Origin of the sequence: Streptomyces sp. NBC_00203 (genome assembly GCF_045206325.1) — a bacterium.
Classification (GTDB): Bacteria; Actinomycetota; Actinomycetes; order Streptomycetales; family Streptomycetaceae; genus Streptomyces; species Streptomyces lutosisoli.
This window is the reverse complement of sequence record NZ_CP108126.1, coordinates 3,000,299-3,026,903: the sequence shown is the minus strand read 5'-3', so window position 1 is coordinate 3,026,903 and position 26,605 is coordinate 3,000,299. Positions and strand designations below refer to the sequence as shown.

At 71.1% G+C, this 26,605-nt stretch carries 26 protein-coding genes; 13 read left to right on the top strand and 13 right to left on the bottom strand.

The genetic code is table 11. The features are described from left to right. Nucleotides 1-24: 24 nt before the first annotated feature. From OG975_RS13830 to OG975_RS13810, 5 genes are all read right to left on the bottom strand, one after another. Entirely contained in the window at nucleotides 25-1,038 is a 1,014-nt protein-coding gene (locus OG975_RS13830; RefSeq protein WP_406329407.1) for a hypothetical protein, read from the bottom strand. After that, nucleotides 995-1,870 (bottom strand): iron uptake transporter permease EfeU, encoded by an 876-nt coding sequence (efeU, locus tag OG975_RS13825; protein WP_406329406.1) that lies wholly within the window; start codon nucleotides 1,868-1,870, stop codon nucleotides 995-997. The genes OG975_RS13830 and efeU overlap by 44 nt, the downstream gene beginning before the upstream one ends. Before the next feature lie 3 nt (nucleotides 1,871-1,873). After that, entirely contained in the window at nucleotides 1,874-3,190 is a 1,317-nt protein-coding gene (gene efeB / locus OG975_RS13820) for an iron uptake transporter deferrochelatase/peroxidase subunit (protein WP_406329404.1), read from the bottom strand. A gap of 10 nt (nucleotides 3,191-3,200) precedes the next feature. After that, a complete protein-coding gene (gene efeO / locus OG975_RS13815; RefSeq protein ID WP_406329403.1) occupies nucleotides 3,201-4,349 on the bottom strand; it encodes an iron uptake system protein EfeO in 1,149 nt (382 codons plus the stop codon). Nucleotides 4,350-4,541: 192 nt separating this feature from the next. Continuing rightward, on the bottom strand, nucleotides 4,542-5,147 hold the full coding sequence (locus tag OG975_RS13810; RefSeq protein WP_406336258.1) for an ATP-binding cassette domain-containing protein: 606 nt from the start codon (nucleotides 5,145-5,147) through the stop codon (nucleotides 4,542-4,544). 139 nt (nucleotides 5,148-5,286) lie between these two features. On the opposite strand from OG975_RS13810, the gene OG975_RS13805 reads away from it, so the two are divergent. Together OG975_RS13805 and OG975_RS13800 are read left to right on the top strand one after the other, a co-directional pair. Next, the gene (locus tag OG975_RS13805) at nucleotides 5,287-6,171 is read left to right on the top strand and encodes a hypothetical protein (protein ID WP_406329402.1); all 885 of its coding nucleotides are present in this window, start codon (nucleotides 5,287-5,289) and stop codon (nucleotides 6,169-6,171) included. Then, a complete protein-coding gene (locus OG975_RS13800) occupies nucleotides 6,164-6,808 on the top strand; it encodes a PhzF family phenazine biosynthesis protein (RefSeq protein WP_406329400.1) in 645 nt (214 codons plus the stop codon). The genes OG975_RS13805 and OG975_RS13800 overlap by 8 nt, the downstream gene beginning before the upstream one ends. Before the next feature lie 203 nt (nucleotides 6,809-7,011). Here OG975_RS13800 and OG975_RS13795 read toward each other — a convergent pair whose 3' ends face one another. Both OG975_RS13795 and map read right to left on the bottom strand, forming a co-directional pair. Continuing rightward, complete coding sequence (locus OG975_RS13795; protein WP_406329399.1) at nucleotides 7,012-7,680, bottom strand: heme oxygenase (biliverdin-producing); 669 nt, start codon at nucleotides 7,678-7,680, stop codon at nucleotides 7,012-7,014. A 180-nt stretch (nucleotides 7,681-7,860) separates the two neighbouring features. Next, a complete protein-coding gene (map, locus tag OG975_RS13790) occupies nucleotides 7,861-8,718 on the bottom strand; it encodes a type I methionyl aminopeptidase (protein WP_406329397.1) in 858 nt (285 codons plus the stop codon). Nucleotides 8,719-8,776: 58 nt separating this feature from the next. On the opposite strand from map, the gene OG975_RS13785 reads away from it, so the two are divergent. After that, nucleotides 8,777-9,013 carry a hypothetical protein gene (locus OG975_RS13785; protein ID WP_406329395.1) on the top strand — a complete coding sequence of 79 codons (237 nt, stop codon included), beginning with the start codon at nucleotides 8,777-8,779 and terminating at the stop codon, nucleotides 9,011-9,013. A gap of 135 nt (nucleotides 9,014-9,148) precedes the next feature. Here OG975_RS13785 and OG975_RS13780 read toward each other — a convergent pair whose 3' ends face one another. After that, nucleotides 9,149-10,447 (bottom strand): MFS transporter, encoded by a 1,299-nt coding sequence (locus OG975_RS13780; protein ID WP_406329393.1) that lies wholly within the window; start codon nucleotides 10,445-10,447, stop codon nucleotides 9,149-9,151. A 136-nt stretch (nucleotides 10,448-10,583) separates the two neighbouring features. Beyond that, nucleotides 10,584-11,204, bottom strand: coding sequence for a hypothetical protein (locus OG975_RS13775; protein ID WP_406329392.1), 621 nt, complete (start codon nucleotides 11,202-11,204; stop codon nucleotides 10,584-10,586). A 159-nt stretch (nucleotides 11,205-11,363) separates the two neighbouring features. Here OG975_RS13775 and OG975_RS13770 point away from each other — a divergent pair, with 159 nt between their 5' ends. The 3 genes from OG975_RS13770 to OG975_RS13760 all read left to right on the top strand — a co-directional run bounded on the left by OG975_RS13770 (nucleotide 11,364) and on the right by OG975_RS13760 (nucleotide 13,446). Then, nucleotides 11,364-12,437, top strand: coding sequence for an exo-alpha-sialidase (locus OG975_RS13770; protein ID WP_406329391.1), 1,074 nt, complete (start codon nucleotides 11,364-11,366; stop codon nucleotides 12,435-12,437). Nucleotides 12,438-12,474: 37 nt separating this feature from the next. Continuing rightward, the gene (gene npdG / locus OG975_RS13765) at nucleotides 12,475-13,194 is read left to right on the top strand and encodes an NADPH-dependent F420 reductase (protein ID WP_327428225.1); all 720 of its coding nucleotides are present in this window, start codon (nucleotides 12,475-12,477) and stop codon (nucleotides 13,192-13,194) included. A 69-nt stretch (nucleotides 13,195-13,263) separates the two neighbouring features. Then, the gene (locus OG975_RS13760) at nucleotides 13,264-13,446 is read left to right on the top strand and encodes a hypothetical protein (RefSeq protein ID WP_369258257.1); all 183 of its coding nucleotides are present in this window, start codon (nucleotides 13,264-13,266) and stop codon (nucleotides 13,444-13,446) included. Here the strand turns inward: OG975_RS13760 and OG975_RS13755 are convergent. Then, nucleotides 13,436-14,236: a site-2 protease family protein gene (locus OG975_RS13755; RefSeq protein WP_406329390.1), complete on the bottom strand. Its 801-nt coding sequence runs from the start codon at nucleotides 14,234-14,236 to the stop codon at nucleotides 13,436-13,438. The genes OG975_RS13760 and OG975_RS13755 overlap by 11 nt on opposite strands. A gap of 114 nt (nucleotides 14,237-14,350) precedes the next feature. Here OG975_RS13755 and OG975_RS13750 point away from each other — a divergent pair, with 114 nt between their 5' ends. Continuing rightward, the gene (locus OG975_RS13750) at nucleotides 14,351-14,872 is read left to right on the top strand and encodes a DUF6578 domain-containing protein (protein ID WP_406329389.1); all 522 of its coding nucleotides are present in this window, start codon (nucleotides 14,351-14,353) and stop codon (nucleotides 14,870-14,872) included. A 14-nt stretch (nucleotides 14,873-14,886) separates the two neighbouring features. Continuing rightward, nucleotides 14,887-18,486, top strand: a complete 3,600-nt coding sequence (locus OG975_RS13745; RefSeq protein WP_406329388.1) for an AfsR/SARP family transcriptional regulator — start codon at nucleotides 14,887-14,889, stop codon at nucleotides 18,484-18,486. 61 nt (nucleotides 18,487-18,547) lie between these two features. Here the strand turns inward: OG975_RS13745 and OG975_RS13740 are convergent, their stop codons facing one another. The 3 genes from OG975_RS13740 to OG975_RS13730 all read right to left on the bottom strand — a co-directional run bounded on the left by OG975_RS13740 (nucleotide 18,548) and on the right by OG975_RS13730 (nucleotide 21,437). Continuing rightward, entirely contained in the window at nucleotides 18,548-19,375 is an 828-nt protein-coding gene (locus tag OG975_RS13740) for an ABC transporter permease (RefSeq protein ID WP_406329387.1), read from the bottom strand. After that, nucleotides 19,372-20,403, bottom strand: coding sequence for an ATP-binding cassette domain-containing protein (locus tag OG975_RS13735; RefSeq protein ID WP_406329386.1), 1,032 nt, complete (start codon nucleotides 20,401-20,403; stop codon nucleotides 19,372-19,374). Before OG975_RS13735 ends, OG975_RS13740 begins: the two co-directional genes overlap by 4 nt. Nucleotides 20,404-20,525: 122 nt before the next feature. Continuing rightward, the gene (locus OG975_RS13730; RefSeq protein ID WP_406329385.1) at nucleotides 20,526-21,437 is read right to left on the bottom strand and encodes a sulfurtransferase; all 912 of its coding nucleotides are present in this window, start codon (nucleotides 21,435-21,437) and stop codon (nucleotides 20,526-20,528) included. A gap of 415 nt (nucleotides 21,438-21,852) precedes the next feature. Between OG975_RS13730 and OG975_RS13725 the strand changes: the two genes are divergently transcribed. The 5 genes from OG975_RS13725 (at nucleotide 21,853) to OG975_RS13705 (ending at nucleotide 26,594) form a co-directional block, all read left to right on the top strand. Then, entirely contained in the window at nucleotides 21,853-22,788 is a 936-nt protein-coding gene (locus OG975_RS13725) for an ABC transporter substrate-binding protein (RefSeq protein ID WP_406329384.1), read from the top strand. Between the two features lie 128 nt (nucleotides 22,789-22,916). Further along, nucleotides 22,917-23,978, top strand: coding sequence for an ABC transporter substrate-binding protein (locus OG975_RS13720; protein WP_406329383.1), 1,062 nt, complete (start codon nucleotides 22,917-22,919; stop codon nucleotides 23,976-23,978). Beyond that, complete coding sequence (locus OG975_RS13715; protein ID WP_406329382.1) at nucleotides 23,975-24,748, top strand: ABC transporter permease; 774 nt, start codon at nucleotides 23,975-23,977, stop codon at nucleotides 24,746-24,748. Before OG975_RS13720 ends, OG975_RS13715 begins: the two co-directional genes overlap by 4 nt. After that, nucleotides 24,745-25,524, top strand: a complete 780-nt coding sequence (locus OG975_RS13710; RefSeq protein WP_406329381.1) for an ABC transporter ATP-binding protein — start codon at nucleotides 24,745-24,747, stop codon at nucleotides 25,522-25,524. The genes OG975_RS13715 and OG975_RS13710 overlap by 4 nt, the downstream gene beginning before the upstream one ends. Beyond that, nucleotides 25,521-26,594: a phosphotransferase enzyme family protein gene (locus OG975_RS13705; RefSeq protein ID WP_406329380.1), complete on the top strand. Its 1,074-nt coding sequence runs from the start codon at nucleotides 25,521-25,523 to the stop codon at nucleotides 26,592-26,594. Before OG975_RS13710 ends, OG975_RS13705 begins: the two co-directional genes overlap by 4 nt. Nucleotides 26,595-26,605 lie beyond the last annotated feature (11 nt).

Here is a 26,605-nt window from a genome sequence, read left to right as displayed (position 1 = left end):
GTCAGGTGCGGTCGGCTCCTGCCGCTATTCGCCCTTCGCGCCCGTCAGCCCCTCGATCCGCCCCAGGATCGACACTCCCTGGCTCCCCGAACTCTTCGCCGGGTCCAGGGCCGCCTGGTTGGAGACGAACTCCAGGGTGAGGGACTGCTTGATCTCGCCGGTCGTCAGGGCCTGCACGTCCGCGGTGGGTGCGGGGATCTCGGTGCCCGCCGCGGCGGTCTGCTTCTCGTAGCGGTGCGTGGTGAAGAACACCAGCGCCCCGCCGTCCGCGGTGCGCAGGCCCACCGGGGCGTAGTCGCCCGAGGTCAGCGGCTCGTCGATGTACTGCCGGGCGAGACCGGGCTTGCTGGCGAACTTCTTGCGCTGGGCCCGCCACTGCGAGGTGTGCGTGCCCGCGGCGAAGGTGTCACCGCCGGCCTTCAGATACGTCGCGTACGACTGGCTCAGCTTCTCCGGCTCGATCGCCAGGGCCGCGTCGTCCGCGGTGACCGGCTGGGCGTAGCCGTTCTCGTCCGTCTTGAACTTCGGTACGTCGTCGGCGGCGAGGACGGTCAGGTACGAGACCTGCCATACGTCGTTGGCGTCACCGCGGGTGAAGACGAGCAGCCAACGGCTGCCCGGCACACCCTTGTTGGCGGCCGTGTCGGCAACGAACCAGCGCGGCCAGGCCGCCTTCTCGGGTATCACGAACTTCGCGTCGCTGAACGTCAGCGGCGAAGGCGCCGGATTGCCGCCCGGGTTGTTCTTGTGCCCGGCCTTCAGCTTGGCGCCGTCGATGTCGGCGAGCGGCCCGGTGACCCGGTCCGCGTCCAGCGAACGGTCGTACTCCTTGTCCGCCTTGTTGTACGCGGTGGTGAAGTCCTTGAGCGCGCGGGCGGCCTCCGCCCGTGTCGCCGCCGGCACGATCTCCCGCTCGCCGTGCACCACCACGCAGCCGCTCGCCGTCAATGACAGAACGGTCACCGCCCCCGTTGCCAGGGCGAATTGGTTGAGACTACGAAGCCTTCGTGGGCTGCGACCCGCGCGATCCGTGCTCATCAGGTGCCTTCACCTTCCCCTTCCCGGAGGCGAACCCTACCGGGGCGAGGAAGATCGCGAGTGTCGGGACCAGGTACAGCGCCCACACCGTGACCTGGAGGACGGTCGGGTCGGGCTGGAAGTTGAAGACGCCCTTCAGGAGGGTGCCGTACCAACTCGTCGGATCGATGGTGTTGCTGATGTCGAAGGCCAGGTTCGTCAGGCCGGGGATGAAGTCGGCCTCCTGGAGGTCGTGGACGCCGTACGCGAGCACGCCCGCGGCGACGACGACCAGCATGCCGCCGGTCCAGGTGAAGAACTTGGCGAGGTTGATCTTCAGCGCGCCGCGGTAGAAGAGCCAGCCGAGGAACACCGCGGTGGCGAGACCGAGGGCGACGCCGATCAGCGGGCGGGGCGTGCCGTCGCTCGCCGCGTGCACCGACGCCCAAACGAACAGCGCGGTCTCCAGGCCCTCACGGCCGACGGCGAGGAACGCGGTCGCGACCAGCGCGCCCGTGCCCATCGCCAGGGCCGCGTCCAGCTTGCCGTGCAGCTCGGACTTCAGATGGCGGGCCGTGCGCCGCATCCAGAAGACCATCCACGTCACCAGGCCCACGGCGAGGATCGACAGCGAACCGCCGAGCGCCTCCTGCGCCTTGAACGTCATCTCCTGGGAGCCGAACTCCAGCGCGCAGCCGAAGCCGAGCGCCACGGTGATCGCGACGGCGATGCCGATCCAGATCGGCTTCAGGGCGTCCTTGCGGTCCGTCTTCACCAGATAGGCGATGAGGATGCAGACGACGAGGCTGGCTTCCAGTCCCTCGCGCAGGCCGATCAGATAGTTGCTGAACACGGGCTACGCCTCCTTGGAGAACAGCGCGCGGCCCCACCAGTCGTCCTTGTCGCGGACGCCGGGCGGGACGGCGAAGACCGCCGAACTCACGTGCTGGATGTACTCGTTGAGCGCGTCGGTGCGCGACAGGCTGCGCTGCACCGGGATGAAGCCCTTGCGGACGTCACGCTGGTAGGCGAGGAAGAACAGGCCCGCCTCCAGGCGGCCGAGACCGTCGGTGCCGTCCGTGAAGGAGTAGCCGCGGCGCAGGATCGTGATCCCGTCGTTGGAGTCGGGGTGCGCGAGCCGCACGTGCGCGTCGGGCTTCATCGCCTTCAGGAACGGCTTGTCGTGCTCCTTGGCCTTGCCGACCGGGGCACCCTCGCCCTTGTCGCGGCCGAAGATGTCCTCCTGCTCCTGGAGCGAGGTCCGGTCCCACGTCTCGATGTGCATCCGGATGCGGCGGGCGACGAGATACGAGCCGCCGGTCATCCAGTCGGGACCGTCCTTCTCGCCCACCCACACGAACTTCTTCAGGCGGTCCGTCTCGGTGCCCGCGATGTTGCGGGTGCCGTCCTTGAAGCCCATCAGGTTGCGCGGGGTCTGCGCGTCCGGTGTCGTCGACGAGGTCTTGCCGAAGCCCAGCTGCGACCAGCGGATGGCGACCTTGCCGAAGCCGATCCGGGCGAGGTTGCGGATCGCGTGCACCGCGACCTGCGGGTCGTCCGCGCACGCCTGGATGCACAGATCGCCGTTGCTGCGCGCCTTCTCCAGGGCGTCACCCGGGAACTTCGGCAGATCGACCAGGGCCTCGGGCCGCTGGTCCTTCAGCCCGAACTTCTCGAACAGGGAGGGTCCGAAGCCGATCGTCAGCGTCAGCCGCGAGGGCTTGAGGCCCAGCGCCTCGCCGGTGTCGTCCGGCGCCGCCTCGGCGAGACCGCCGTACGCGCCCTCGCCGACGGTGTGCCCGCCGGTCATCCGGCGCGCGGCGGCCGTCCACTCCTTCAGCATCTCCACGAACTCGGCGCGGTCGTCCGTCTTCACGTCGAACGCGGCGAAGTGCAGCCGGTCCTGCACCGGGGTCGCGATGCCCGCCTGGTTCGCGCCGTGGAAGGCGACCGCGGCGCCGGCTTCGGCGGCGGTCGGGTCCACATCGTTGCCGGTACGGGTCATCGCCACCGCGCCGCCGGCCGCGGCGGCACCGAGCGCGAGCCCGGCACCGCCCCAGCCGATCAGCGAACGCCGGGAGGGAGAGGCGCCGGTGGCGGCCTCCGCGGCTCCCGAGGCTTCCGTGGCTTCAGTGGTGCTCGTGGTGCTCGTGGTGTCCGTGTTGTCCGTCATGGTGCGGCTCCTACTTCACGACGGCGGCGGCGAGCTTGGACAGGGGCTCGGCGAGCGCGTTGACCGCGTCCGAGAGCTCCTTCTGGTCGGCCTTGCCGACCTTGTCGTACGAGATGAAGTCGTACGAGGTCTTGTCCGTGCGGTACTTGTCCAGCAGCGTGTTCAGCGCCGTGAACTGCTTGTCCAGCTCGGTCGTCAGCGCCGCGTCGTTCTCCTTGGCGACCGGCTTCAGTAGCTCGTACGCCTTCTGTGCGCCCTCGACGTTGCCCTTGAAGTCGCTCAGGTCGGTGTGCGAGTAGCGGTCCTCCTCGCCGGTGACCTTGCCGGTGGCGACCTCGTCGAGGAGTTCCTTGGCGCCGTTGGCCATGGAGGTCGGGGTGATCACGGCCTTGCCGACGCGCTTCTGCCAGTCGGTCAGGTCCTTCACCAGCTGGTCGGCGAGCTCCTTCTCGCGGTCGCCGATCTTCTTGTCCTGCCAGAGGGACTTCTCCAGGCGGTGCCAGCCGGTCCAGTCGGTGGCCGGATCCTGGCCCTCCTCCAGGCCGTCCGCGCGCACGTCGACCTTCGGGTCGATGTCACCGAAGGACTCCGCGACGGGCTCGGTGCGCTCCCAGCCCAGGCGCGAGTCCGCGAACTTCTTCTTCGCGGCCTCGATGTCGCCGGCCTTGATGGCCTTGGCGAACGCCTCGGCCTTGGGCAGCGTGGCGTCGGCCTGCTCCTGCGCGTACTCGCGGTAGGCGGCGACGGCCTTGTCGAGGCGCGGGTCGCGCTTGGCGACCTTGCCGCCGGTGACCGTGAGCTTCTGGCGGACGCCGAGGCCCTTCATGCCGGGGCGGCAGGCGATCTCGTACGAACCGGCCTTCACCTCGGCGGTCAGCGTGTACTTGGTGCCCGGGCCGATGTTCTCCTTCTCGGAGACGATCCGGTCGTCCGGGAAGAGGATCTCGACCTCGGTGGCCTTCGAGCCCTTGTTCTCGATCTGCAGGGTGACCTGGCCGGCCGGGACCGACTTCGACGAGGTCGTGCATTTGGAGTCGGCGGCGGTCACCTTGATCGCGTCGCCGTTCTTGGCGTCGCTCTTCTCGGTGCAGCCCGTGACGGCGGTCAGAGCGGCCGCGGTGGCGGCAGCGGTGACAACTGAGAGTCGGACGGCTCGCATTCAGGCTCCAAGAGAAGAATCGGACAATCCGCACGGTGGGGCCCGAGCGGGGATGGTGAGGCTGGCCTAACTTATCTGAGGCTTGCCTCACTGATACCCACCCGTCCGGTGATTCAGCTCTCACGGTCGCCGCATAGGAACGGCTTGATCACGGCGGCTCAAAACGCACCCCATGAAAAGGTCAAGCGCGGGTCAAGAGTCCCGCTTCGGAGTGATCAGGGCAGCACCGGTCCTGGGGTGCGGGAACACCTCCACAGACTGCCGATAGACGTCACTCAGCAAGTCACCGGTGAGGACGTCGCCCGGCGGACCGTCGGCCGCGACACGACCGGCGCACAGAATCGCCACCCGGCGCGCGTACGCGCTCGCGAGCCCCAGATCGTGCAGCACCACGACCACCGCGTCCCCGGCGCGCGCCCTTTCCCGGCACACGCGCAGCACCAACTCCTGGTGTCTGAGGTCGAGTGCGGCGGTCGGTTCGTCGAGCAGCAGCAGCGGGGCGCGCTGAGCGAGTACCCGGGCGAGCGCGACCCGGGCCCGCTCCCCACCACTGAGCGCGGAGAAGGGGCGGGCCGCGAACCCGGTGACCTCCGTGGCCGCCATGGCCTGCGCGACGGCCGCGTCGTCGTCCTCCCCGCCTGTGCCCGCCCAGGGCGCGCGGCCCATCCGTACGACCTCCTCGACCGTGAACGGAAAGGAGAGGGTCGCGGACGGGGACAGCACGGCCCGGCGCAGGGCGAGTTCGGGCGCCGTCCAGTCCGCCGCGGGTTCGTCGGTGCCGGCCGGAGCGGTCGGCACGGCGGGCGCGGGCGTGGTGTACGCGATGCGCAGGCGGCGCACCGAGGGCGCGTAGCGGTCGGGCCCACCCGGTCGTAGCAGTCGGGCTCACCCGGTAATCGAGTGGGCCCGAGGCCGCCCGTCCCCGACACTCTTCTCCATGAAGAGGGAACTGCTGGGGGCGGGTGGCCTCGTGCTGGAGGTGACCGGTCGCCCCGGTCCGCCGCCGTTGCGGTTCGAGTCGGCGGACGGGGGCCGGCTGCTGCTCCGCCAGGGCGGGCGCCCGCTGCTCCTCGGCCGGATCGACCGCGGACCCGACGGCAACCTCTCCTACGAGGGCCTCTTCGTGCACCGCCTCGACGGCTACCGCTCCCCGCTGCCGCCCATCCGCTCGGCCCTGACGCGGTCCGCGGGCAACTGGGTGCACTTGTATGCCGGTTGGCTGGAGGAGTCGGCGGACGGCCCGCTGCACGACGGGCGCTGGCTGCTGAGCGAGGCGCGGACGTTCCCGCCGTACGTCTGGTCCGGCGACTTCCCGCGCGACTGGCCCGCCTGCTATCTCGACTGGTGCGCGGGCGGCTGGCAGGGCGTCGTCCCGCTGCGCGAGCTCTCACCGCCCGACGCGCCCCGCGTGAAGGCGTACCGCAAGCACGCGCGCGAGGGCACGCAGGCTCCCGTACTCCTGTGGTGGGTCTCCTGCCTCGACGGCTGGCTGATCCTGGACGGGCACGACCGGGCCGTGGCGGCGCTGGCGGAGGGCCGGGACCCCGTGTGCGTGGTGTTGGCCCGTGCGCCGGACGAGGATGTCTGGCGGCGCACGGCGGACGAGGTGACCGCGGGGAACGAGCAGCGGATGGAGCGGTTGCGTGCCCGTTCCGGACCCGGCGTGGAGCGTCAACGGGCCACCCTGGAACGGGCGTACGGCGAGGTGATGTCCTCGCTGCCGTACGAGCACGGTCTCACCCGCTCCTGGCCGCTGTCCGGCGGTCCCGCGGACTGGGACGACCTCGCGGCGCGGGTGATGTTTGAATGCCGGAGTGACTGACTACGACGTGCTGCGGGTCTTCTGTGGACCCGGCGGCGGGTATGGCAATGAGCTCGGTGTCGTGCGGGAGGGCTCCGTGATGCCCGAGCGCGAGGAACGGCAGATGTTCGCCGCGAAGCTCGGGTTCAGCGAGACCGTGTTCGTCGACGACCCCGAGCGTGGGGTCATCGACATCTACACGCCCACGCTGCGGTTGCCGTTCGCCGGGCATCCGTGTGTCGGGGTGGGGTGGCTGCTCGACGTACCCGAACTGGTCACTCCTGCCGGGGTGGTGGGGGTGCGGCTGGACGGGGAATTCAGCTGGATCGAGGCGCGGGCGGAGTGGGCGCCGGCGCGTACGTTGCGGCGGTACGGGTCCGGTGCCGAGGTCGATGCGCTGGGTGTTCCCGAGCCTGGTGAGTGGATCTATGCCTGGGCCTGGGAGGACGAGGCCGCGGGACGGGTGCGGGCTCGGGCGTTTCCCGGGCGGGACGACGGGATCGAGGAGGACGAGGCTACGGGGGCGGCGGCGCTGCTTCTTACGCATCAGCTGGGGCGGGCGCTGAACATTGTGCAGGGGATGGGGTCGCAGATCCTCACCGCGCCGCAGCCGGGGGGTTGGGTCGAGGTGGGGGGCCGGGTACACCTGGAGCGCTGAGGGTGCCGGGGGTTGTGTGTCGGGTGCGGGACGGTGGGGGCTGGTCGCGCAGTTCCCCGCGCCCCTAAAAGACAAAAGCCGGGGCCTGGCCGGGGGCGATGGGGCGAAGCCCCGCGCCGTTAGGGGCGCGGGGAACTGCGCGACCAGCCCCCACCGGTCCGCAGCCAAACGAACAACTCCCCGACCGCCCCTTGCCGGCAGGCCTACGCGCTCAAGGGGAACTCTTCCCCCAGGGCCACGAAGACCGCCGTGTTAAGGGCGAACGCGCGCTTGCACTCGGCGATGATCCGCTGCTTCTCCAGGTCGTCGGCGAGGACCCCGTCCAGCAGTTCGCGGTAACCCCGCTTGAACGCCGCAGGGTTGGTGATGTCCTCGAAGACGTAGAAGCGGACGCCGTCGCCCCTGCGGGTGAAACCCCAGGTCTGCTCCGCCTTGCCGCGGATGATCTGGCCGCCGGAGAGGTCGCCGAGGTAGCGGGTGTAGTGGTGGGCGACATAACCGCCGGGCCACTCGCGGGCGCACTCGGCCACGCGGTCGGCGTACGCCCGGGTCGCGGGCAGCGCGGTGAGCGTCGCGCGCCAGTCGGGGCCCCGGAGATGGGCCAGGTCGCGCTCCAGGGCGGTGCGGCGCAGCAACTCGGGCTGGATGAAGGGCCCGGCCAGTGGATCGGCCGCCAGACGCTCGACGTCCGCCTCCAACGCCTCGTACACGAACCACAGTTGCTCGGTGTACCGCGCGTACGCCTCGACGCCCAGCCGGCCGCCGAGCAGGTCGCTCATGAACGTCGACGTCTCCGCCTCCACGTGCTGCTCGTGCGACGCGGTGCGAATGAGTGTCGAGAAGGTGGCGCTCGACGTGTCCGTCGCGTTCATGAGGCCTCCGGAGCCGAAGAGGAAGGGGCGAGATCCAACCCATCTTCTATGGTTAGGCTTACCTAAGTCAATGACTTCCCGACACCCTGTCGGTAAAACGGTACCCCGATTCCCGATCAAGCTCACATGGGAAAGCCCGCCCTGTGGACAGGGCGGGCTCGGGGGCAGTGGGAACCAGGGTTACGGCAGGGTCAGGATCTCCGCGCCACTGTCGGTGACGACCAGCGTGTGCTCGAACTGAGCCGTCCGCTTCCGGTCCTTCGTCACGACGGTCCACCCGTCGTCCCACATGTCGTACTCATGCGTACCGAGCGTGAGCATCGGCTCGATCGTGAAGGTCATCCCGGGCTGGATGGTGGTCGTCGCGTGCGGGCTGTCGTAGTGGGGAACGATCAGCCCGGAGTGGAAGGAGGAGTTGATCCCGTGACCGGTGAAGTCCCGCACCACCCCGTACCCGAACCGCTTCGCGTACGACTCGATGACGCGCCCGATGATGTTGATCTGGCGGCCCGGCTTGACGGCCTTGATGGCACGGTTGAGGGACTCCCGGGTCCGCTCCACCAGCAGCCTCGACTCCTCGTCGGCGTCCCCGACCAGGTACGTGGCGTTGTTGTCGCCGTGCACACCGCCGATGTACGCCGTCACGTCGAGGTTGATGATGTCGCCGTCCCGCAGGACCGTGGAGTCCGGGATGCCGTGGCAGATGACCTCGTTGACGGAGGTGCACAGCGACTTGGGGAAACCGCGGTAGCCGAGGGTCGAGGGGTAGGCGCCGTGGTCGCACATGTAGTCGTGCGCCACCCGGTCCAGCTCGTCCGTCGTCACACCCGGCGCGATGAGCTTCGCCGCCTCGGCCATCGCCTGCGCGGCGATCCGCCCGGCGGTCCTCATCGCCTCGACCGTCTCGGGCGTCTGCACCTCCGGTCCGGTGTACGGCGTGGGGGCGGGCTTGCCCACGTACTCGGGACGCCGGATGTTTCCCGGGACGGGACGGGTGGGAGAGAGCTCCCCTGGTACGAGCAGCGACTGGCCAGACATGCCAGCGAGTCTAACCAGCGGGCATGGGGGACCATGTCCGTGGCGAAAGGAGCCGTTCATGGCCCTCTTCAAGAAGCGGACCGTCGGCAAGCCCGGCGAGTGGTACTACTGCCTGGAGCACAAGAAGGTCGAGGAGGGCCCCGAGTGCCCGGGCAAGGACCGCTTCGGCCCGTACGCCTCCCGCGAGGAGGCGACACGCGCGATGCAGACCGCGCAGGAGCGGAACCTGGAGTGGGAGACGGACCCGAAGTGGCATGACGCGCCGGGGGCGGGCCAGGGGTCCGAGGACGACTGAGACGGGTTGGCGCGTGGCGGCGGCGGGCCGCAGGCGCCGATGGTGATCAACGACGTCGGGAGGCCTGCGCCTGTCGGTCAACGGTTACGGGTGGTGCGGGTGGGAAAGCAGGTCGGGCGCGCCCCCACCGGCCCGTCACGTGACCGTCTCCCGCGTCTCCCGCGTCACCCGAGCGGAGCGCATCCGCACGGCGTGCTCGTTCGTCCGCACGTCATACGCCATCAGCTTCGGGAGAAACGCGGCCAGCACCCCCACCGCACCCACGCAGATCAACCCCCCTGACCAGATCGACGTCCGCACACTCGTCCACGCCGCCATCCCCCCGGCACGGACCTGCCCGAGCGTGGGCCCCACGGAGTAGGACAGCAGCTCGATCCCGGCGAGCCGCCCCCGCAGCTCGTCCGGGATCGTCTGGTCCCAGATGGCGCCCCGGAAGATCCCGCTCACCATGTCGCAGCAGCCGCCGAGGGTGAGAAACAGCAACACCAGCCACACGTTGTGCACAGCCCCCGCCGCCGCCATCGCGAGCCCCCAGCACGCCGCCGCCAGGGCGACCATCCGCCCATGCCGGTGGACGCGCGAGGTCCACCCGCTGGTGAGGCTCACGAGCAGCGCCCCGGCCGGGACCGACGCGTACATCAGCCCCAGCGACCACTCCGCGTCGAGCTCGTCCGCGAGGAACGGCAGCAGCGCGAGCGGCATTGCGAAGAACATCGCCGCGAGGTCGATCGCGTACGTACCGAGGAGCTCCTTGCGGCTCCACGCGTACCGCGCACCCTCCGCGATGGACCGCAGCGACGGCTTCGCGGCCTCGTGCGCGGCGGGCGACGCGGCGATGCCCAGGCCCAGCGCCACCGACACGACGAAGGTCGCCAGGTCCACGGCGTACGCGCAGCCGAGCCCGGCGTACGCCACCACAACGCCCGCGAGCGCCGGGCCCGCGACGCCGCCCACCGTCCAGCGCAGCGAGTTGAGCGAGGCGGCGGCCGGCAGGTGCTCGTGCGCCACGATCCGCGGGGTGAGCGAGTCCAGCGCCGGCCGTTGGACCGCGCCGAGCGCGGCGGACAGCCCGGCGACCGCGTACAACGGCCACACCGCTGGGTGCGGCAGCAGCGCGTTGACGAGCAGCCCCGCGCACAGCACCCCCTGCCCGGCCTCCGTGTAGACGATCAGCTTCCGCTTGTCCAGGGCGTCGGCGAGTGCCCCGCCGTACAACCCGAACACCACCAGCGGCACCAGTTCCACGGCCCCGATGGCTCCCACCGCCACCGCCGACCCCGTCAGCACCTTCATCTGCACCGGCAGCGCCACGAACGTCAGAAAACTCCCGAAGTTGGTGATCAGCCCGGCCACCCACAGCCGCCGAAAGTCGGCGGAGGCCCGCCAGGGGGCCAGATCGGGCAGCAGCGAACGGAGCCGGGAGGAGGAGCTCATGACCGGCCATGGTCAGGGCGAGCCGTGGGCGAGGGCAACTGCTTTTCGAGGGTGCGTCGCAGGCGGGAACGTAACTGAGACGGGTGGGTGGGGAGGTAGGCGAGCGGGCAGGTGGCCGGGAAGAATCCGCCGCCCACTACCACCGCGCCGACGGCGGAGCCGTCAGCTGATCAGCGAGTCGTGACAGCCGGTCCCGTAGACGCTGCTTCCCCCGCGGATGCGGCACCGCGTTCTCACCGGCCGCCGCACTCACCAGATGCTGCACGGTATCGAGGTCCAGCTCGGCACCGGCCGGCAGGACGAGCGACTCATGGGCCAGCGCCGGCAACTCACCGCCCCCCGCGGACGATACGGACGACGCGGACACCGCGAGCACCGTCGCCCCAGCCCGCCTGGCGTCGTGCACCCGCTCCAACAGCCCCGCCCCGGCCGAGCCGGGCGACACCACAAGCAACGTTTCCCCACGCCGGGCCGCCTCGATACGTCCGAGCCCCACCGCCAAGTGGGCCGGATCGGACGCCCGCGCCCCGTGCCGCACCAACGTCGGCGACAGTTCCGGCGTCCCCGACCATGCCGCCTCGTCCACCAGATGCGCCGCGAGATGCCACGGCTCGTACTCCTCCGTGCCGACCAGCAGCAACCCGCCGCCGTACGACACCACGGACCCGCGCAGCACCCCGGCGAACCGCCGTGTGGCCCCCAACCACTCGGTCCCGGCAAGCACTTCGCGCAGCAACGCCACCCGTACGGCATCCATACGAACGCATCCTGCCGCAACCGGCCACTCGTGACCCGGAGTTCACCACGAATTCGTCCAAGCTGGGCAGAGGAACCGATCACCGGTCACACGCGCCCCATCCATCGGAATCCCCAGGAATCCACAGGGATCCATTGGAAGCAACCACCAGGAGCCCCCATGGCAGAAGCGAGCACCCCCTTCCGCGCCGGCCGCGAAGGCTATGCCAGCTTCCGGATCCCCGCCGTCGTCGTCACGCACACCGGCACGCTCCTCGCGTTCTGCGAGGGCAGGGTCGGCTCCGCGCAGGACCACGGCAACATCGACATCGTGCTGAAGCGGTCGTCGGACGGCGGCCTCACCTGGGGCCCGCTCCAGGCCGTCGCCAAGAACGGCGACAACCTCGCGGGCAATCCGGCACCCGTCGTCCTCGACACCGGACGCGTCCTCCTCGTACACGTGCGCGCCGCGGCCGGCGCGAGCGAGGACGCCCTGCTGCGCGGCAAGGTGAAGGCGGCCGACGGGCGCCGTGTCTGGGTGCAGCACAGCGACGACGACGGGCTCACCTGGTCGAGCCCGAAGGAGATCACCGCGCAGGTGAAGAAGGCGAGTTGGCGGTGGTACGCCACCACGCCCGGGCACGCCATCCAGCTGACCACCGGCCGGGTCGTCGTCCCCGGCAACCACACCCTCCCGCCCACCGGGACGGACAACGGCACCGAGCCGAAGTACAACAGCGGCCACTGCCTGCTCAGCGACGACCGCGGCGAGACCTGGTATCTCGGCTACCTCGACGAGAACACCAACGGCTACATCAACGTGAACGAGACGACGGCGGCCGAACTCCCGGACGGGCGCGTCTACTTCAGCACCCGCAACGATTCGGTCTCCCCCGGCAACCGCGCCGACGCCCACTCCCTCGACGGCGGCAAGAGCCTGGTCAAACCCTTCCGCCCGCAGGCCGGGCTCGTCACCCCCGTCGTCCAGGGCAGCCTCCTCCAGCTCCGCGACCCCGACCTGCTCCTGTACTCGGGCCCCGCCGATCCCGCCTTCCGCGCCCTGATGACCGTGCGCACCAGCCCGGACGCCGGCACCACCTGGCACACCGCGTACACACTGGACGGGCTGCCCGCCGCGTACTCCGATCTCGTACGCGTCGACGGCACGACCGTCGGCCTTCTCTACGAGACCGGCGACTTCGGCGCGTACGAGACGATCACCTTCCGTCGTATCCCCGTGACCGCCCTCACCTGAGGCCCACAGCCGCGATCGGCGCACGTAAAGTCGGCCCATGACCTCTACTGACAGTGCCTCTACCGACCGTGCACAGAAGGCCCCCGCCAAGGACCCGTGGGACCTTCCCGACGTGTCCGGTCTCGTCGTCGGCGTGCTCGGCGGCACCGGCCCCCAGGGCAAGGGCCTCGCCTACCGGCTCGCCAAGGCCGGCCAGAAGGTGATCATCGGCTCGCGCGCCGCGGACCGCGCGCAGAGCGCGGCCGACGAGCTCGGCCTCGGTGTCGAGGGCGCCGACAACGCCGAGTGCGCGCGGCGCAGCGACATCGTGATCGTCGCCGTACCGTGGGACGGGCACGGCAAGACCCTTGAATCGCTGCGCGAGGAACTGGCCGGCAAGCTCGTCGTCGACTGCGTCAACCCGCTCGGCTTCGACAAGCAGGGCGCGTACGCGCTGAAGCCCGAGGAGGGCAGCGCCGCCGAACAGGCCGCCGCCCTGCTGCCGGACTCGCGGGTCACGGCCGCCTTCCACCACCTGTCGGCGGTTCTGCTCCAGGACCCGGAGATCGACGAGATCGACACGGACGTCATGGTCCTCGGCGAGGAGCGGGCCGATGTCGAGATCGTGCAGGCGCTGGCCGGCCGCATCCCCGGTATGCGCGGTGTCTTCTCCGGGCGGCTGCGCAACGCCCACCAGGTGGAGTCGCTGGTCGCGAACCTGATCTCCGTGAACCGCCGCTACAAGGCGCACGCGGGGCTGCGTGTCACCGACGTGTGAGTCGGTCGAGTCGATGGGGGACACTGGTCGGCGCAAGCTTGCAGTGTCCCCGCGACAGGAGCCGACCCCATGCCCCGCCTTTCCCTTCTCGCCCTCTTCGCGTGCGTGCTCGCCACGGCCGCGGCGGTCATCTCCTTCCTCCAGGGCAGCTGGATCGGGATCGTGTGGGTGCTGGTCGTGGGGGTGTCGTCCAACATGAGCTGGTACTACCTGCGCCGCGAGCGGGCGGAGCGCAAGTCCGTCACTGACTGATCGAGCAGTACTCGTTGGTGCCCTGCCAGAAGCGGTAGAACTCCTGGCCGCAGTACGTGTCGAGGTCGCTGATGCCGAGGCTGCGCAGGATCGAGTCGATCACGTCGAAGAACTGGCTGTTGACCGACGGCACCCACAGCAGCGCGAACACGAACAGCAGGCCGAACGGCGCGAACGGCTCCACCTGGCGCTTGATGTTGTAGGACAGCCACGGCTCGATCACTCCGTAACCGTCCAGGCCCGGCACCGGCAGGAAGTTCAGGATCGCGGCCGTGACCTGGAGCAGCGCGAGGAACGCCAGCGCGAACCGGAAGTCCCGCGGCACCCCGTCCAGCGCGTGCAGCCAGAACGGGGCCGTGCAGACCACCGCGAACAGCACGTTCGTCAGCGGGCCCGCCGCCGAGATCAGGCTGTGCTTCCACCGCCCCTGGATGCGGCCCCGCTCGATGAAGACCGCGCCGCCCGGCAGACCGATCCCGCCCATGATCACGAAGATCACCGGCAGCACGATGCTCAGCAGCGCGTGCGTGTACTTCAGCGGGTTCAGGGTCAGATAGCCCTTCGCGCCGATCGAGATGTCGCCGCTGTGCAGGGCGGTGCGCGCGTGCGCGTACTCGTGCAGACAGAGCGAGACGATCCACGCGGCCGTGACGAAGAGGAACACGGCCACGCCGGGCTGCTCGGCGAAACCGGTCCAGGTCGCCCAGCCGGTCACCGCCGTGACGGCCGCGATCCCGACGAAGACGGGACTGATCCTCCGGTCACTGCGACGGGACGCGGCGGTGGTCATGGGGCTCCCTGGACTGGCTGGACTGATACGCATGTGCTCGGGCCTGCCCGACCGTACCGGGCTCACGCGGAAAACGTCTCGCCATCGGGCATTGGTTCCGGGGAGGGTGGGGGGATGGGGCGATGGTGGGTCTTCTACGAGGACTGGCAGATGGAGTGCTGTGGCACACCGTTCTCGGTGGGGGAGGAAGTGAGCTGGCCGCTGCTGCTCATGGACGCGGACGAGGTGCTCGGCGGCGACTGGTGCGACGAGCTGAGCAGGATGACAGGACCCGTCGAGCTGGTGCGTGACGAATATGAGGGCGTGATCATGACCTTGCGGGCGCACGACGGGCTCACGGCCGCGCTGAACGGCGATCCCGTGGACGAGCCCGACACGGTGCCCGAGCAGGGGATCCGGACGGCCGGCCTGCTCACCGTCGAACGGCACAGCGGCGAGTGGCCCGAGACCACGGGCAGGGTCCGTGCCATCCACCTGGTGCACCAGGAGTTCGCGGAGAGCGTCCCCGGGTCGCGCACCTTCGAACCGGTGCCCGGGTCGCGCTCGCTGCGAGCCGTGGACAGTTGCCCGAAGTGGTTCGGCCCCGGGCCGTGCGGCGCCCTCGCCGAACTGGAGGTACCGGACCCCCGCACCTGAAGCCACCAGAGACAATGGACCCCGTGCGCTACCGCATTCTCGGCACCACCCAGGCACTCCGCCCCGACGGCACGCCCGTCCCGATCGGCGGGGCGCGGCTGCGCGCCCTGCTGACCGTGCTCGCGCTGCGGCCCGGACGGACCGTCCCCGCGGCCGTCCTGGTCGGCGAGGTGTGGGACGGCGACCCGCCCGCCGACGCGCCCGGCGCGCTGCAGGCGCTGGTCGGGCGGCTGCGCAGGGCGATCGGGCCGGACGCGGTGGAGTCGGCGGACGGCGGATACCGGCTCGCCGCGGTCGCCGACGACGTCGACCTGCACCGTTTCGAGCGGCTCGCGGGGGAGGGCACCCGTGCGCTCGCCGACGGCGACCCCGCGAAGGCGGCCGCGGTCCTCGACGACGCCCTCACCCTGTGGCACGGCCCGGCCTTCGCCGACCTCCCGGACCGCACCACCGAGTCGGCCCGCTGGGAGACGCGTCGCCTCGATGTCCGCCGCGCCCGCCTCACCGCGGCCCTGGCCCTCGGCCACGCCGAACAGACCCTGCCCGAGCTCACCGCCCTGTGCGACCTCCACCCCCTGGACGAGCCCCTCCACGCCCTCCGCCTCCGCGCCCTCCGCGCCGCCGGCCGCCCCGCAGAGGCCCTCGCCGCCTACGAGTCCGTACGCGAGCTCCTGGCCGACCGCCTGGGCTCGAACCCCGGTCCCGAACTCCGCGCCCTGCACAGGGAGTTGCTGACCCCGGCCGACGCCCCGACCCATGGATCCCCGGTCGTGGGGCACGGCCGGGAGCCGTACGACGGCACGGGCGCCGGGAACACCGACGCCCACCGCTCCGGTCCGGACGGTTCCGGCCCGCTCAACGCCGGGCCGGGCTACCCGTCTCCCGTGGGAGGAGCCGCGGCGTCTCCCGCAGGCGGTGCCTCGGCCGGAGCGGTCGGCCGGGACGGAGCCGATGGGCAGGCCGTCGCGCAGCCCGGCGCCCCCACCGCTGCCGCGGGCGCCCGTGTCTCCGCCGTCCCCACTTCCGCCGCGGACGGCGCCGCCCCCGCCCTCGGCTCCGCCGCCCTCTCCCGCACCCGCCCCACACCGGCACCGGCACCGGCACCCCCAGGCAACCTCCGCGCCCGCCTCACCTCCTTCGTCGGCCGTGAAGCCGACATCCAGGCCATCCGGGGTGATCTCGCGGCGGCCCGGCTCGTGACGCTGCTCGGGCCCGGTGGGGCCGGGAAGACGCGGTTGTCGCAGGAGGCGGCCGAGGCCGTGGCGTATGCGGCGCGGGACGGGGTGTGGCTGGCCGAGCTCGCGCCGGTGGACGATCCGAAGGCGGTGCCCGAGGCGGTGCTCACCGCTGTCGGTGCGCGGGAGACCGTGCTGCGCGGTGCCGGCGCCGAGGAGATGCGGGCCGTCGCCGACCGGCACGACGACGCGCTCACCCGGCTCGCCGAGCACTGTGCCAAGCGGCGCATGCTGATCATCCTCGACAACTGCGAGCATGTCGTGGACGCCGCCGCCCGCCTCGTCGAGGAGTTGCTGGAGCGGTGTCCGGGGCTGACGGTACTGGCCACCAGTCGTGAACCCCTCGGCGTACCGGGGGAGTTGCTGCGTCCCGTGGAGCCGCTGCCGGAACCCGTCGCGCTGCGGCTGCTCGCCGACCGCGGGGCCGCGGCCCGGCCGGGCTTCCGGCTCGACGCCGACGGCGAGACCGCCGTGGCGGCCGCCGAGATCTGCCGGCGGCTCGACGGTCTGCCGCTTGCCATCGAACTCGCCGCGGCCCGGCTGCGGATGCTGACCCCACGGCAGATCGCCGACCGGCTCGACGACCGGTTCCGTCTGCTGACCTCCGGCAGCCGCACCGTCCTGCCGCGGCAGCAGACCCTGCGCGCCGTCGTCGACTGGTCCTGGGACCTGCTCGACGAGGGCGAACGGGACGCGCTGCGGCGGCTGTCCGTCTTCGCGGGCGGCTGTGACCTCGCCGCCGCCGAGGCGGTCTGCGGGCCCGACGCGCTGGACGTGCTCGGCTCGCTCGTCGACAAGTCCCTTGTCGTGGCGGCGCCTTCGGGCGAGGGCGAGATGCGCTACCGGCTCCTGGAGACCGTCTCCGAGTACGCCGGCGAGCGCCTCGACGAGTCCGGCGACCGTGCAGCCGCCGAGCGCGCCCATCTCACGTACTACCGCGAACTCGCCCGCACCACCGACCTCGCCCTGCGCGGCCCCGGGCAGGGCGCCGCGATCGCACTCCTCGAACGCGAGTACGAGAATCTGCGCACCGCCCTGCGGCACGCCGTCGACGAGCGCGACGAGCAGGAGGCGATCTGCCTCGTCCTCTCGCTGGCCTGGTACTGGCAGATCCGCGACCAGCGCCTCGACGTCCGCACCTGGTCCCGCGAGGTCATGGCCCTCGGCCCCGACCCCTTCGCACCGCCCCTGCGCCGGGCCGCCCCGCTGTACGAGAGCTGCACGGCCGACCCACCGCCGATGCGCCCGGAGGTCCTCGAAGAGGCCCGGCGCGGGGTGCACCTCGTCCATCTGGCCTGCATGGACATGGACATCGACGCCTGGCAGACCCCGGAGGCCAAGGACAAGCTGCGCGCCATCAGAGAGACCTACCAACCCGGCCTCCCGCAGACCTGCCGCAACCCCGGCATCCTCTGGTTCTACGCCGTCGTGCTCACCGGTGACATGGACCAGGTGCGCACCGTCATCGACGAGACGGTCGCCGCATGCCGTGAGCTCGGCCTCGCATGGGAACTGGCCGTCGTCCTCCAGATGCGCGCCAACGTCCGCGCCAACCGGCCCGACATGGCGGGCGACGCGACCCATGACGCCGACGAGGCGCTGGAGCTCTTCGCCCGGATCGGCGACGCCTGGGGCGCCGCCGAGGCACTCTCCGCACGCGGCGAGGCCCATGAGCGCAAGGGCGACTTCGGGGCCGCCGCCGCGGACTACGCGGAGGCGGGGACGTATGCCGAACGGCTGGGTGCCCGCGCCCAGATGGCGGTGCTCAACTGCCGGCTCGGCAGCATGTACATCGAGTTGGGGGAGACCGAGCGGGGCGAGCGGCTGCTGCGCGAGGTACTGGCGGAGGGCCACGGAGCCCTCAACGAGGCCATGCCCGCGGCCCGGCTCTTCCTCGCGACGTGGCTCGGCCGCAGCGGCCGGGTCCCGGAGGCGCGCGAGCAGATGCGGCTGCTGCGCCAGGACTTCGCGGCGAGCTCCTTCATGGTCTTCGACGGCTTCATGATCGGCGTGGAAGGCTGGCTGGACGCGGTCGAAGGGCACTACGCGAGCGCCCTGGACAAGGCGCGGCAGGCGATGGCCCGTTCCATGGACCCGCTGGCACGGATGATCGCGCCGCACATGACCTCCGCGCATCTGACCGTCGCCGCCATCGCGCTGACCAGCATGGACGGCGGCCGCCGCGCCCGTGACGCGGCCCGACTCCTCGGCGCCGCCGACCGCTTGCTGCCGCCGGGCCACTTCGCGGGCGCGATGGAGGCCGAGGTGCGCCGGCAGGCCGAGGCGGACGTGCGGGGCGTACTCGACGACGCGACGTACGAGGCCGCGTACGCCGAGGGCGACGGGCTCTCCGAGGAGGAGGCCGCCGCCCTCATCTGACGCGGACCGGGGGCATGGCGATGACCGGATGGCCGGATGACCATGGGCTTGTCGCCGAACGTCAGTTCTTGGTGCGGAACTTGTGGATCGCGATCGGCGCCATCACGGCCGTGAGCGCCGCCGTCCAGGCGAGCGTCACCCACAGGTCGTGCGCGACCGGGCCGCCCACCATCAGGCCGCGCGCGGTGTCCGCGAGCGAGGAGAGCGGGTTGTAGTCGGTGAAGGTCTGCAGCCAGCCGGGCATGGTCCCGGTCGGCGAGAAGATCGACGAACCGAACTGCAGGGGGAACAGCACCAGGAAGCCCATCGCCTGCACGGACTGGGCGTTCTTCATCGTCACACCGAGGACCAGGAAGATCCACATCAGGGCCGAGGCGAAGAGGGTCGCGAGCCCCACGGAGGCGAACAGGCCCGGCCAGTTGGTGATGTCGAAGCCGACCAGCACACCGACGACGAGGAGGATCGTCGTCGCGACGACCATGCGCATCAGCTCCACCACGATCTTGGCGAAGAGCACGGAGCCCTGGCCGATCGGCAGGGTGCGGAAGCGGTCCATCACCCCCTTGTGGAAGTCCTCGTTGAAGCCGGTGCCGACGGCTGTCGCCATGTTCATGGTCGTCATCGCCATCAGGCCGGGCACCACGTACTGCACATACGCGTCCTGGCCGCCGCCCAGCGACTGCCCGATGGAGCCGCCGAAGACGTACACGAACAGCAGGGTGAAGATCACCGGCATCAGGACGGCGTCGAACATCGACTCCGGGTCCTGGCGGATCCACAGCAGATTGCGGCGGACGAGGGCGCCGATGTGGCGCGCGTGCGCGCGGGGCGAGATACGGGAGTCGCCCTTCGCGGCGGCCAGGGGGGCTTCGACAACGGCGGTACTCATGCGGAGACCTCCTCGTAGGCGCGGGCGGCGGAGTCCTGCGGTGCGGTGGCCAGGTGGCCGGTGAGGGACAGGAACACCTCGTCCAGACTGGGCAGTTCGGTGTTGATGGAGGCGATCGTGATCCCGCGCGCGGTGACCGCGCCGACCACGGCGGTCAGCTGTTCGTCGCTGAGAACCGGGACCAGCACGCTGCCGGTCTCGGTGTCCACGGCCGTCGTGGCGAGACCGGTGAGGCCCAGCTCGTCGAGCATGTTGGCCAGCGGGCGCAACTCCAGCGGGTCCAGCGGGCGGACGCGCAGCGTACGGCCACCGACCCGCGCCTTCAGCTCGTCGACACGGCCGCTCGCGATGACCTTGCCGCGGTCGATGACCGTCAGCTCGGAGGCCAGCTGCTCGGCCTCCTCCATGTACTGGGTGGTCAGCAGCACGGTGGCGCCGTCAGCGACCATGCGCTTGACCTCGTGCCACACCTCGTTGCGGGTGCGCGGGTCGAGGCCCGTCGTCGGCTCGTCCAGATACAGGACGGCCGGGTTGCCGATCATCGACGCGGCGAGGTCGAGCCGGCGGCGCATACCACCGGAGTACGTCGACGCCGGGCGCTTGGCCGCCTCGGTGAGCGAGAAGCGCTCCAGGAGCTCGTCGGCACGCCTGCGGGCGTCCTTGCGGGACAGGTCGAGCAGCCGCCCGATCATGTAGAGGTTCTCCCAGCCCGGGAGCTTCTCGTCGACCGAGGCGTACTGGCCGGTGAGGCCTATCACCCGGCGCAGCTGCCGGGGCTGCTTCAGCACGTCGTAGCCGGCGACCGTCGCGTGGCCGGAGTCCGGGGTGATGAGGGTGGACAGGACACGGACGAGGGTGGTCTTGCCGGCGCCGTTGGGACCCAGCACACCAAGGACGGTGCCTTCGTGCACATCCAGGTCCACACCGTCCAGCGCCTTGGTCTCGCCGTAGTGCTTGACCAGCCCCCGTACGGTGACGGCGCTGCGGCCGGCGCCCTCGTGTCGGGACTTGTTGTCGATTCGCGTCATGGCCAACAAGGTGCCAGCCGCCACCGACAAACCACCGACAGACCGCCTACAGCCACCGACAGACCACCTACAGCTCACCGACATCCGCCCGTACGTCATCGGCGGCCCGGCGTTCTCGCAGGTCAGCCCCGCTGTACGAGCGGCAGCTCCGGGTCGGCCGACCACTCCTCCAGGGAGCCGTCGTACAGCGTGATGTCCTCGCGGCCCAGCAGCGTGAGCGCGAGGGCGGCACCGGCGGCGGAGATGCCGCCGCCGCAGTACAGGACGACCGGCGAGGCGCTCTCGTCGAGCACGGCGCCCACCCGGGCGGCCAGCTCGTCGCGCGGCAGGAACCGCCCGGCGTCGTCGAGCAGCCCCCGCCCGGGGAGACTGAGACTGCCCGGGATGTGCCCGCGCCGCGCGTATCGGGTGGGCGCGCTTCCGTCGAAGCCGGGGGTGGGCAGCGCGCACACGAGGGTGCCGGGCAGCTCACCGCGCCGGACAGCGTCCACCTCGGAGAGGGTGGCCCAGGCGTGGGGGAGGGGGACCGGGGTGAGGGTTTCCGCCTCTGGAACCTCAGGGACTTCTGGGGCAGGCTCTGTCGCCGGCTGTGTCTCTCCCGCGACAACCGGCCGCCCGGCTGCCGCCCAGGCCTCAAGACCTCCGTCAAGTACCGCCGCCCGTACGGAGATAGACCGCAGCATCCACCACAGCCGGGCCGCCCAGATGCCGCCGCCGCTGTCGTAGGCGACGACCTCGGTGCCGTCGTGCACGCCGAGGCGTCGCAGCGCGGCGGCCAGCGCCTCGGGGGAGGGGACTGCGAAGTGGTACGGCGCCGTGTGGTCGGAGAGGTCGCCCGTGAGGTCCGCGTGGCGGGAGCCCGGGATGTGCCGTTCGGCCCACCGGTCGTGGCCGCTGCCGGAGCGGTGGTCGCCGTCGTACAGCGGCGACGGAAGCAGCGCGGTGGCGTCGAGGACGACCAGCCGGGGATCGTCGAGGCGGGCCGCGAGCCACGCGTCGTCGACCAGAGGGCCGGGGAGCAGGGCGTCGTTCATGGCGGGGATGCTAACCCGGAGGCCTGCACGGGCGGCATGTCTGAGCTGGTACGTCTCACAAGCCGGGCGCAGTCGTACCGAATGCTGGACGTAGCTTGCACAGGATCGGTTGCCCGGGGTTATGGTTTCGGCCATCTACGCGGGAGCCCCTACCCGGTTGGGCTGAGAGGGCGTCTGGGACCGGCGTCGGCATGTGCCGAACGGTCCCCATGGGAACGCCGACCGCATCACTTGAGCCCCCTGTGGGCTGCCCGCGTAGGAGTACCGCATGTCCGCAGCAGTCGAGCAGCAGTGTCCCCCGGCGAACGCCGCGGCGGCCCGCTCCTGTTGTTGACCTGGAACGGTCTCCCTCTCTCTCCTCCCCCTCTCTCCTCACCAGGCCCGCACGCCTGAGTGCCGTATGCGGAGTACCTCCATGTCGCACGTCCGAGTCATGCTCGACTATTTCCACCCATGGCCGAATTCAGCCGGTCTGTACGTCGCACGGGACCGCGGCTGGTACCGCGAGGCGGGCCTGGACGTGGAACTCGCCGTCCAGGATCCGGGACGCGGCGACACCCTGGAGTACCTGGCCCGCGGCGAGGTGGACCTCGGTATCTTCCCGCCCAACCGCCTGCTGGCCCGGCGCGCCGCCGACGCCCAGCCGCTGCTGGCCGTCGCCGCCGTCAACCACCGTGCCCTGGAGGCCATCCAGACCGCCCGCTCCACCGGCATCACCCGCCCCCGCGACCTGGCGGGCCGCCGCCTCGCCTACAACCCCACCCCCCGGGGCCGCGCCATGGTCCGCCACCTGGTGGCGGCGGACGGCGGCGACCCGGACGCAGTGATCACCGTCGACGCGGGCTACCGCGAACTCACCGTCGACGACATCGCCGCCGGCGAGGCCGACGCCACCTTCGGCAACTACTGGTCATGGGACGCCCTCCGGGGCGACCTCCCCGAGGAACAGCGGCTGACCTGGCCGGTCGACGAGATCGGCGCCCCCGGCTACCACAGCTACCTCCTCGGCACGAGCGAGGCCTTCGCCGCCACCCGGCCCGACGTGGTGCGCGCCTTTCTGGCCGCCACCGCCCGCGGCTACGCCGCCGCAGCAGCCGAACAGGCCTCCACCCGCGCCCTGTTGGAGCGCGTCATCCCCTACTTCTCCCGCCCCCTGATCGCCCGTTCGCTCGCCCTGGTCGCCCCGACCTGGACCGACGCCGACGGCCGCTGGGGCGTGATCGACGAGACCCGGATGGGCCCGTACGCCGACTGGCTCGCCCGGCACGGCGCCCTCGCGCACGCCCGCGACTGGCAGTCCTCGTACACGAACGGCCTGCTCGAAGCGTCACCGGCAGTGGGCGCCAAGTGACCTGCCAGGCAAGGGATCTGACGAAGCGTATGACGGTCGACCTGATGCGGGTCAGCAGCGCGCTGTGTCGGGCGTGAAGAGCACCCCCACGCCCCCATCAGCGCCGCGCCCCCTTCGAGGAACCCCCGATGAGACCCCGTACGACCGCCCTGCTCTCCATGGCGACCGCCGCCGCCCTCGCCGTGACCGCGACCGGCTGCGCATCCCAGGACTCCGCGTCCGATGCGTCCGCCGCGTCGAAGGACGGCACCACCCAGGTCACCCTCGCCCTGGACTGGACGCCCAACACCAACCACACCGGCATCTACGTCGCCCAGCAGAAGGGCTGGTTCAAGGACGCCGGGATCGACCTGAAGATCGTGCCCTACGGCTCGACCGCGCCCGAGACGCTGGTCGCGAACCACAAGGCCGACTTCGGGATCTCGTACCAGGAGGGCGTGACGACCGCCCGCGCCGCCGGGCAGGACATCACCTCCGTCTACGCCGTCACGCAGAAGACGAACGTCACCGTCTCCGTGCGCGCCGACCGCGACGACATCACCTCCCCCAAGGACCTCGACGGCAAGACGTACGCCGGGTTCGGCGCCCCCTACGAGAAGGCGCTGCTCCAGAAGGTCATCCAGGAGGACGGCGGCAAGGGCGACTTCCGGCAGATCACGCTCAACACCTCGGCGTACGCGGCCCTTTACGCGGGCAAGGCGGACTTCGCGATGCCGATGCCGACCTGGGAGGGCCTGGAGGCCAAGCTCACCGGCAAGCCGCTCAAGGACTTCCAGCTCGCCGACTACGGCTTCCCGGCCATCTACTCGACGCTGGTCGCCTCCTCCGGGCAGTACTTGAAGCAGAACCCCGGGATCGCGAAGAAGTTCCTCGCCGTCGTCGACAAGGGGTACGAGTACGCCGCCGACCACCCGGACCAGGCCGCCGGTCTGCTGATCGCGGCCAACAAGAGCACGCTCACCAACGCCGAACTGGTCAAGGAGAGTGAGCGGTTGCTCGCCAAGGAGTACTACCGCGCCGCCGACGGCTCCATCGGCACCCAGAGCGCCGAGCGGTGGCAGGCCTTCGCCGACTTCGAGTACAAGTCCGGGCTGCTGGTGGACAAGAACGGCAAGAAGCTCACCAAGGCCCCCGACGCCTCGACGTTCTTCACCGACGCCTATCTCCCGGACGCCGAGGACACCAAGTGAGAGCGGCACTGCGGGCCGTCTGGCCGCCCCTCCTCGTCCTCCTCGTCCTCGTCGGCGGCTGGCAGGCGTACGTCACCGCCGCCGGCGTCGACCCGACGGTGCTGCCCAGTCCCGGCCGCGTCCTGTCCGAGGGCTGGACGAACCGTACCGACCTGTGGGACCAGACCCTGCCCACCCTCCAGGAGACCCTGCTCGGCTTCGCGCTCTCCTTCGCCGCCGCCTGGCTGGTGGCCGTGGTCCTGGACTTCTCGGACGCGGCCCGCCGAGGCCTGTATCCGCTCCTGGTGGCCTCGCAGACCATCCCGATCGTGGCCGTGGCACCCCTGCTCATCATCTGGTTCGGCTTCGGACTGTTCCCGAAGATGCTGGTCGTGACCCTGACGACCTTCTTCCCGCTCGCCGCGAACCTCGCGGCGGGCTTCGCAGCCACCGACCGCGACGCGATGCGGCTGCTGCGCTCCCTGGGCACCGGCCGCATCCGCGCCTTCCGGCTCGTCCGCGTGCCCAGTGCACTGCCCCACTTCTTCACCGGGCTGCGCGTCAGCATCACGTACGCCGTCGTGGGCGCCGTCTTCGCCGAGTACGCGGGCGCCGAGAAGGGCCTCGGCATCTATATGCAGGCGCAGAAGAGCGCGTTCCGCACGGACCTCGTCTTCGCGGCGGTCGCGGTGACCGCCCTGCTGAGCATCGCCCTGTTCGGGGCGACCCATCTGCTGCAACGGCTCGTCCTGCCGTGGGAGCGGGCACTGGAGAAGGAGGGCCGGTCATGAGCCTGCGCGTACGCGGCGCCGGGAAGACGTTCGGTTCGCTCGAAGTGCTGCGCGACCTCGAACTCGCCGTGGAGCCCGGCGAGTTCGCCGCCGTCATCGGTCCGAGCGGCAGCGGCAAGAGCACCCTGTTCAACCTGATCTCCGGCCTGGACACACCCACCTCGGGCGAGATCCTCGTCGACGGCGCCCCGGCGTCCGTGGCCTCCGGCAAGGTCGCCTACATGCCGCAGAAGGACCTCCTCTTCCCCTGGCGCACGGTGCTCGACAACACGGCGCTGGGCCTTGAGGCGCAGGGCGTGCGGAAGAAGGAGGCGCGGCGCAGGGCGGGTGAACTCTTCGCCGCCTTCGGACTCGACGGTTTCCAGTCCTCCTACCCCTTCCAGCTCAGCGGCGGTATGCGGCAGCGCGCCGCCCTGCTGCGCACCGTCGTCCTGGAGCGGCCGGTGCTGCTGCTCGACGAACCGTTCGGCGCGCTCGACTCGCTCACCCGCACCGAGATGCAGCTGTGGCTCGCCGGCATGTGGCAGCGCTACCGCTGGACCGTCGTCCTGGTCACCCACGACATCCGCGAGGCGGTCCTGCTCGCCGACACCGTGCACGTCCTCTCACCCCGCCCGGCGACCGTCGTCGAACGCGTCGAGGTGCCCCGCTCCGGCCCCCGCGGCCTGGACGCCCTCGCCGCACCGGAGTTCGCGGCGACGGAACGGCTCCTGCTGGACGCACTCAGCGGCCGGGCGCTGTCCCCGTCGAAGGTGTCGAAGGTGGTGACCGGATGAGCACTCTCCTGGCCCACGGCATGGGCACCGAGCCCGTCGCCCCCGACTGGCCGCCGCTCACCGAGGCCGAGGTCGAGGCCGTCGTCGGCCCCGCCCACGTGCTCTGGCGCAGCCCCCGCCCGCTCTCCGCCGCCGCCCTCGTCGACCGCGACGGACGGCGCCTCTTCGTGAAACGGCACCACAGCACCGTACGCACTCTGGAAGGGCTGGCCGAGGAGCACGCCTTCCTGCGCCATCTGCGCGAGCGGGGCGCACCGGTCGTCGAGGTGCTGTCCGCCGAGGCGCGCGGGGAGTGGGTGTACGAGGTCCACACCGCCGGAACCGGCACGGACCTGTACCGGGACGCGCTGTCCTGGTCGCCCTTCGTCTCGGTACGCCACGCCCGGGCCGCCGGGGCCGCGCTGGCCCAACTGCACCTGGCGGCCGAGGGGTTCGACGCCCCGCGCCGCCGTCTGCAGCCCCTCGTCTCGTCGTTCACGGTGTTCGCGGCGGTCGATCCGGAGGCGGCACTGGAGGCATACGCCGCCCAACGCCCCTCTGTAGCGGTCTCGTTGGCGCGCCGGCCCTGGCGGGACGATCTCCGGGAGGTCCATCTCCCCTTCTACGAGCGCCTGTTGCCGTATCTGGGCCGTCTCGCCCCCTTGTGGACCCACAACGACTGGCACGCCTCGAACCTGCTGTGGGACACGGCGTCGGGCGAGGTCTCCACGGTCCTCGACTTCGGCCTCAGCGACCGCACGACCGCCGTGCACGACCTGGCCACCGCCATCGAGCGCAACACCGTGCAGTGGCTGGACCCGGCCCGCCCGGTCCGCTTCGAGGACGTGGACGCGCTCCTCGACGGCTACACCTCGATACGCCCGCTCAGCAGCGCCGAGTCGGCCGCCCTGCCCGAGCTGCTGCCGCTCGTGCACGCCGAGTTCGCGCTCTCCGAGATGGGCTACTTCCACGGCGTCACCCGGTCCGCCACGAACACGGCACTGGCGTACGACTACTTCGTGGAGCACGCGCGGTGGTTCGCGGGGGAGGACGGGGAGCTGCTGCTGAAGCGGGTGCGGGAGCGCGCGTGAACGGCAGCAGC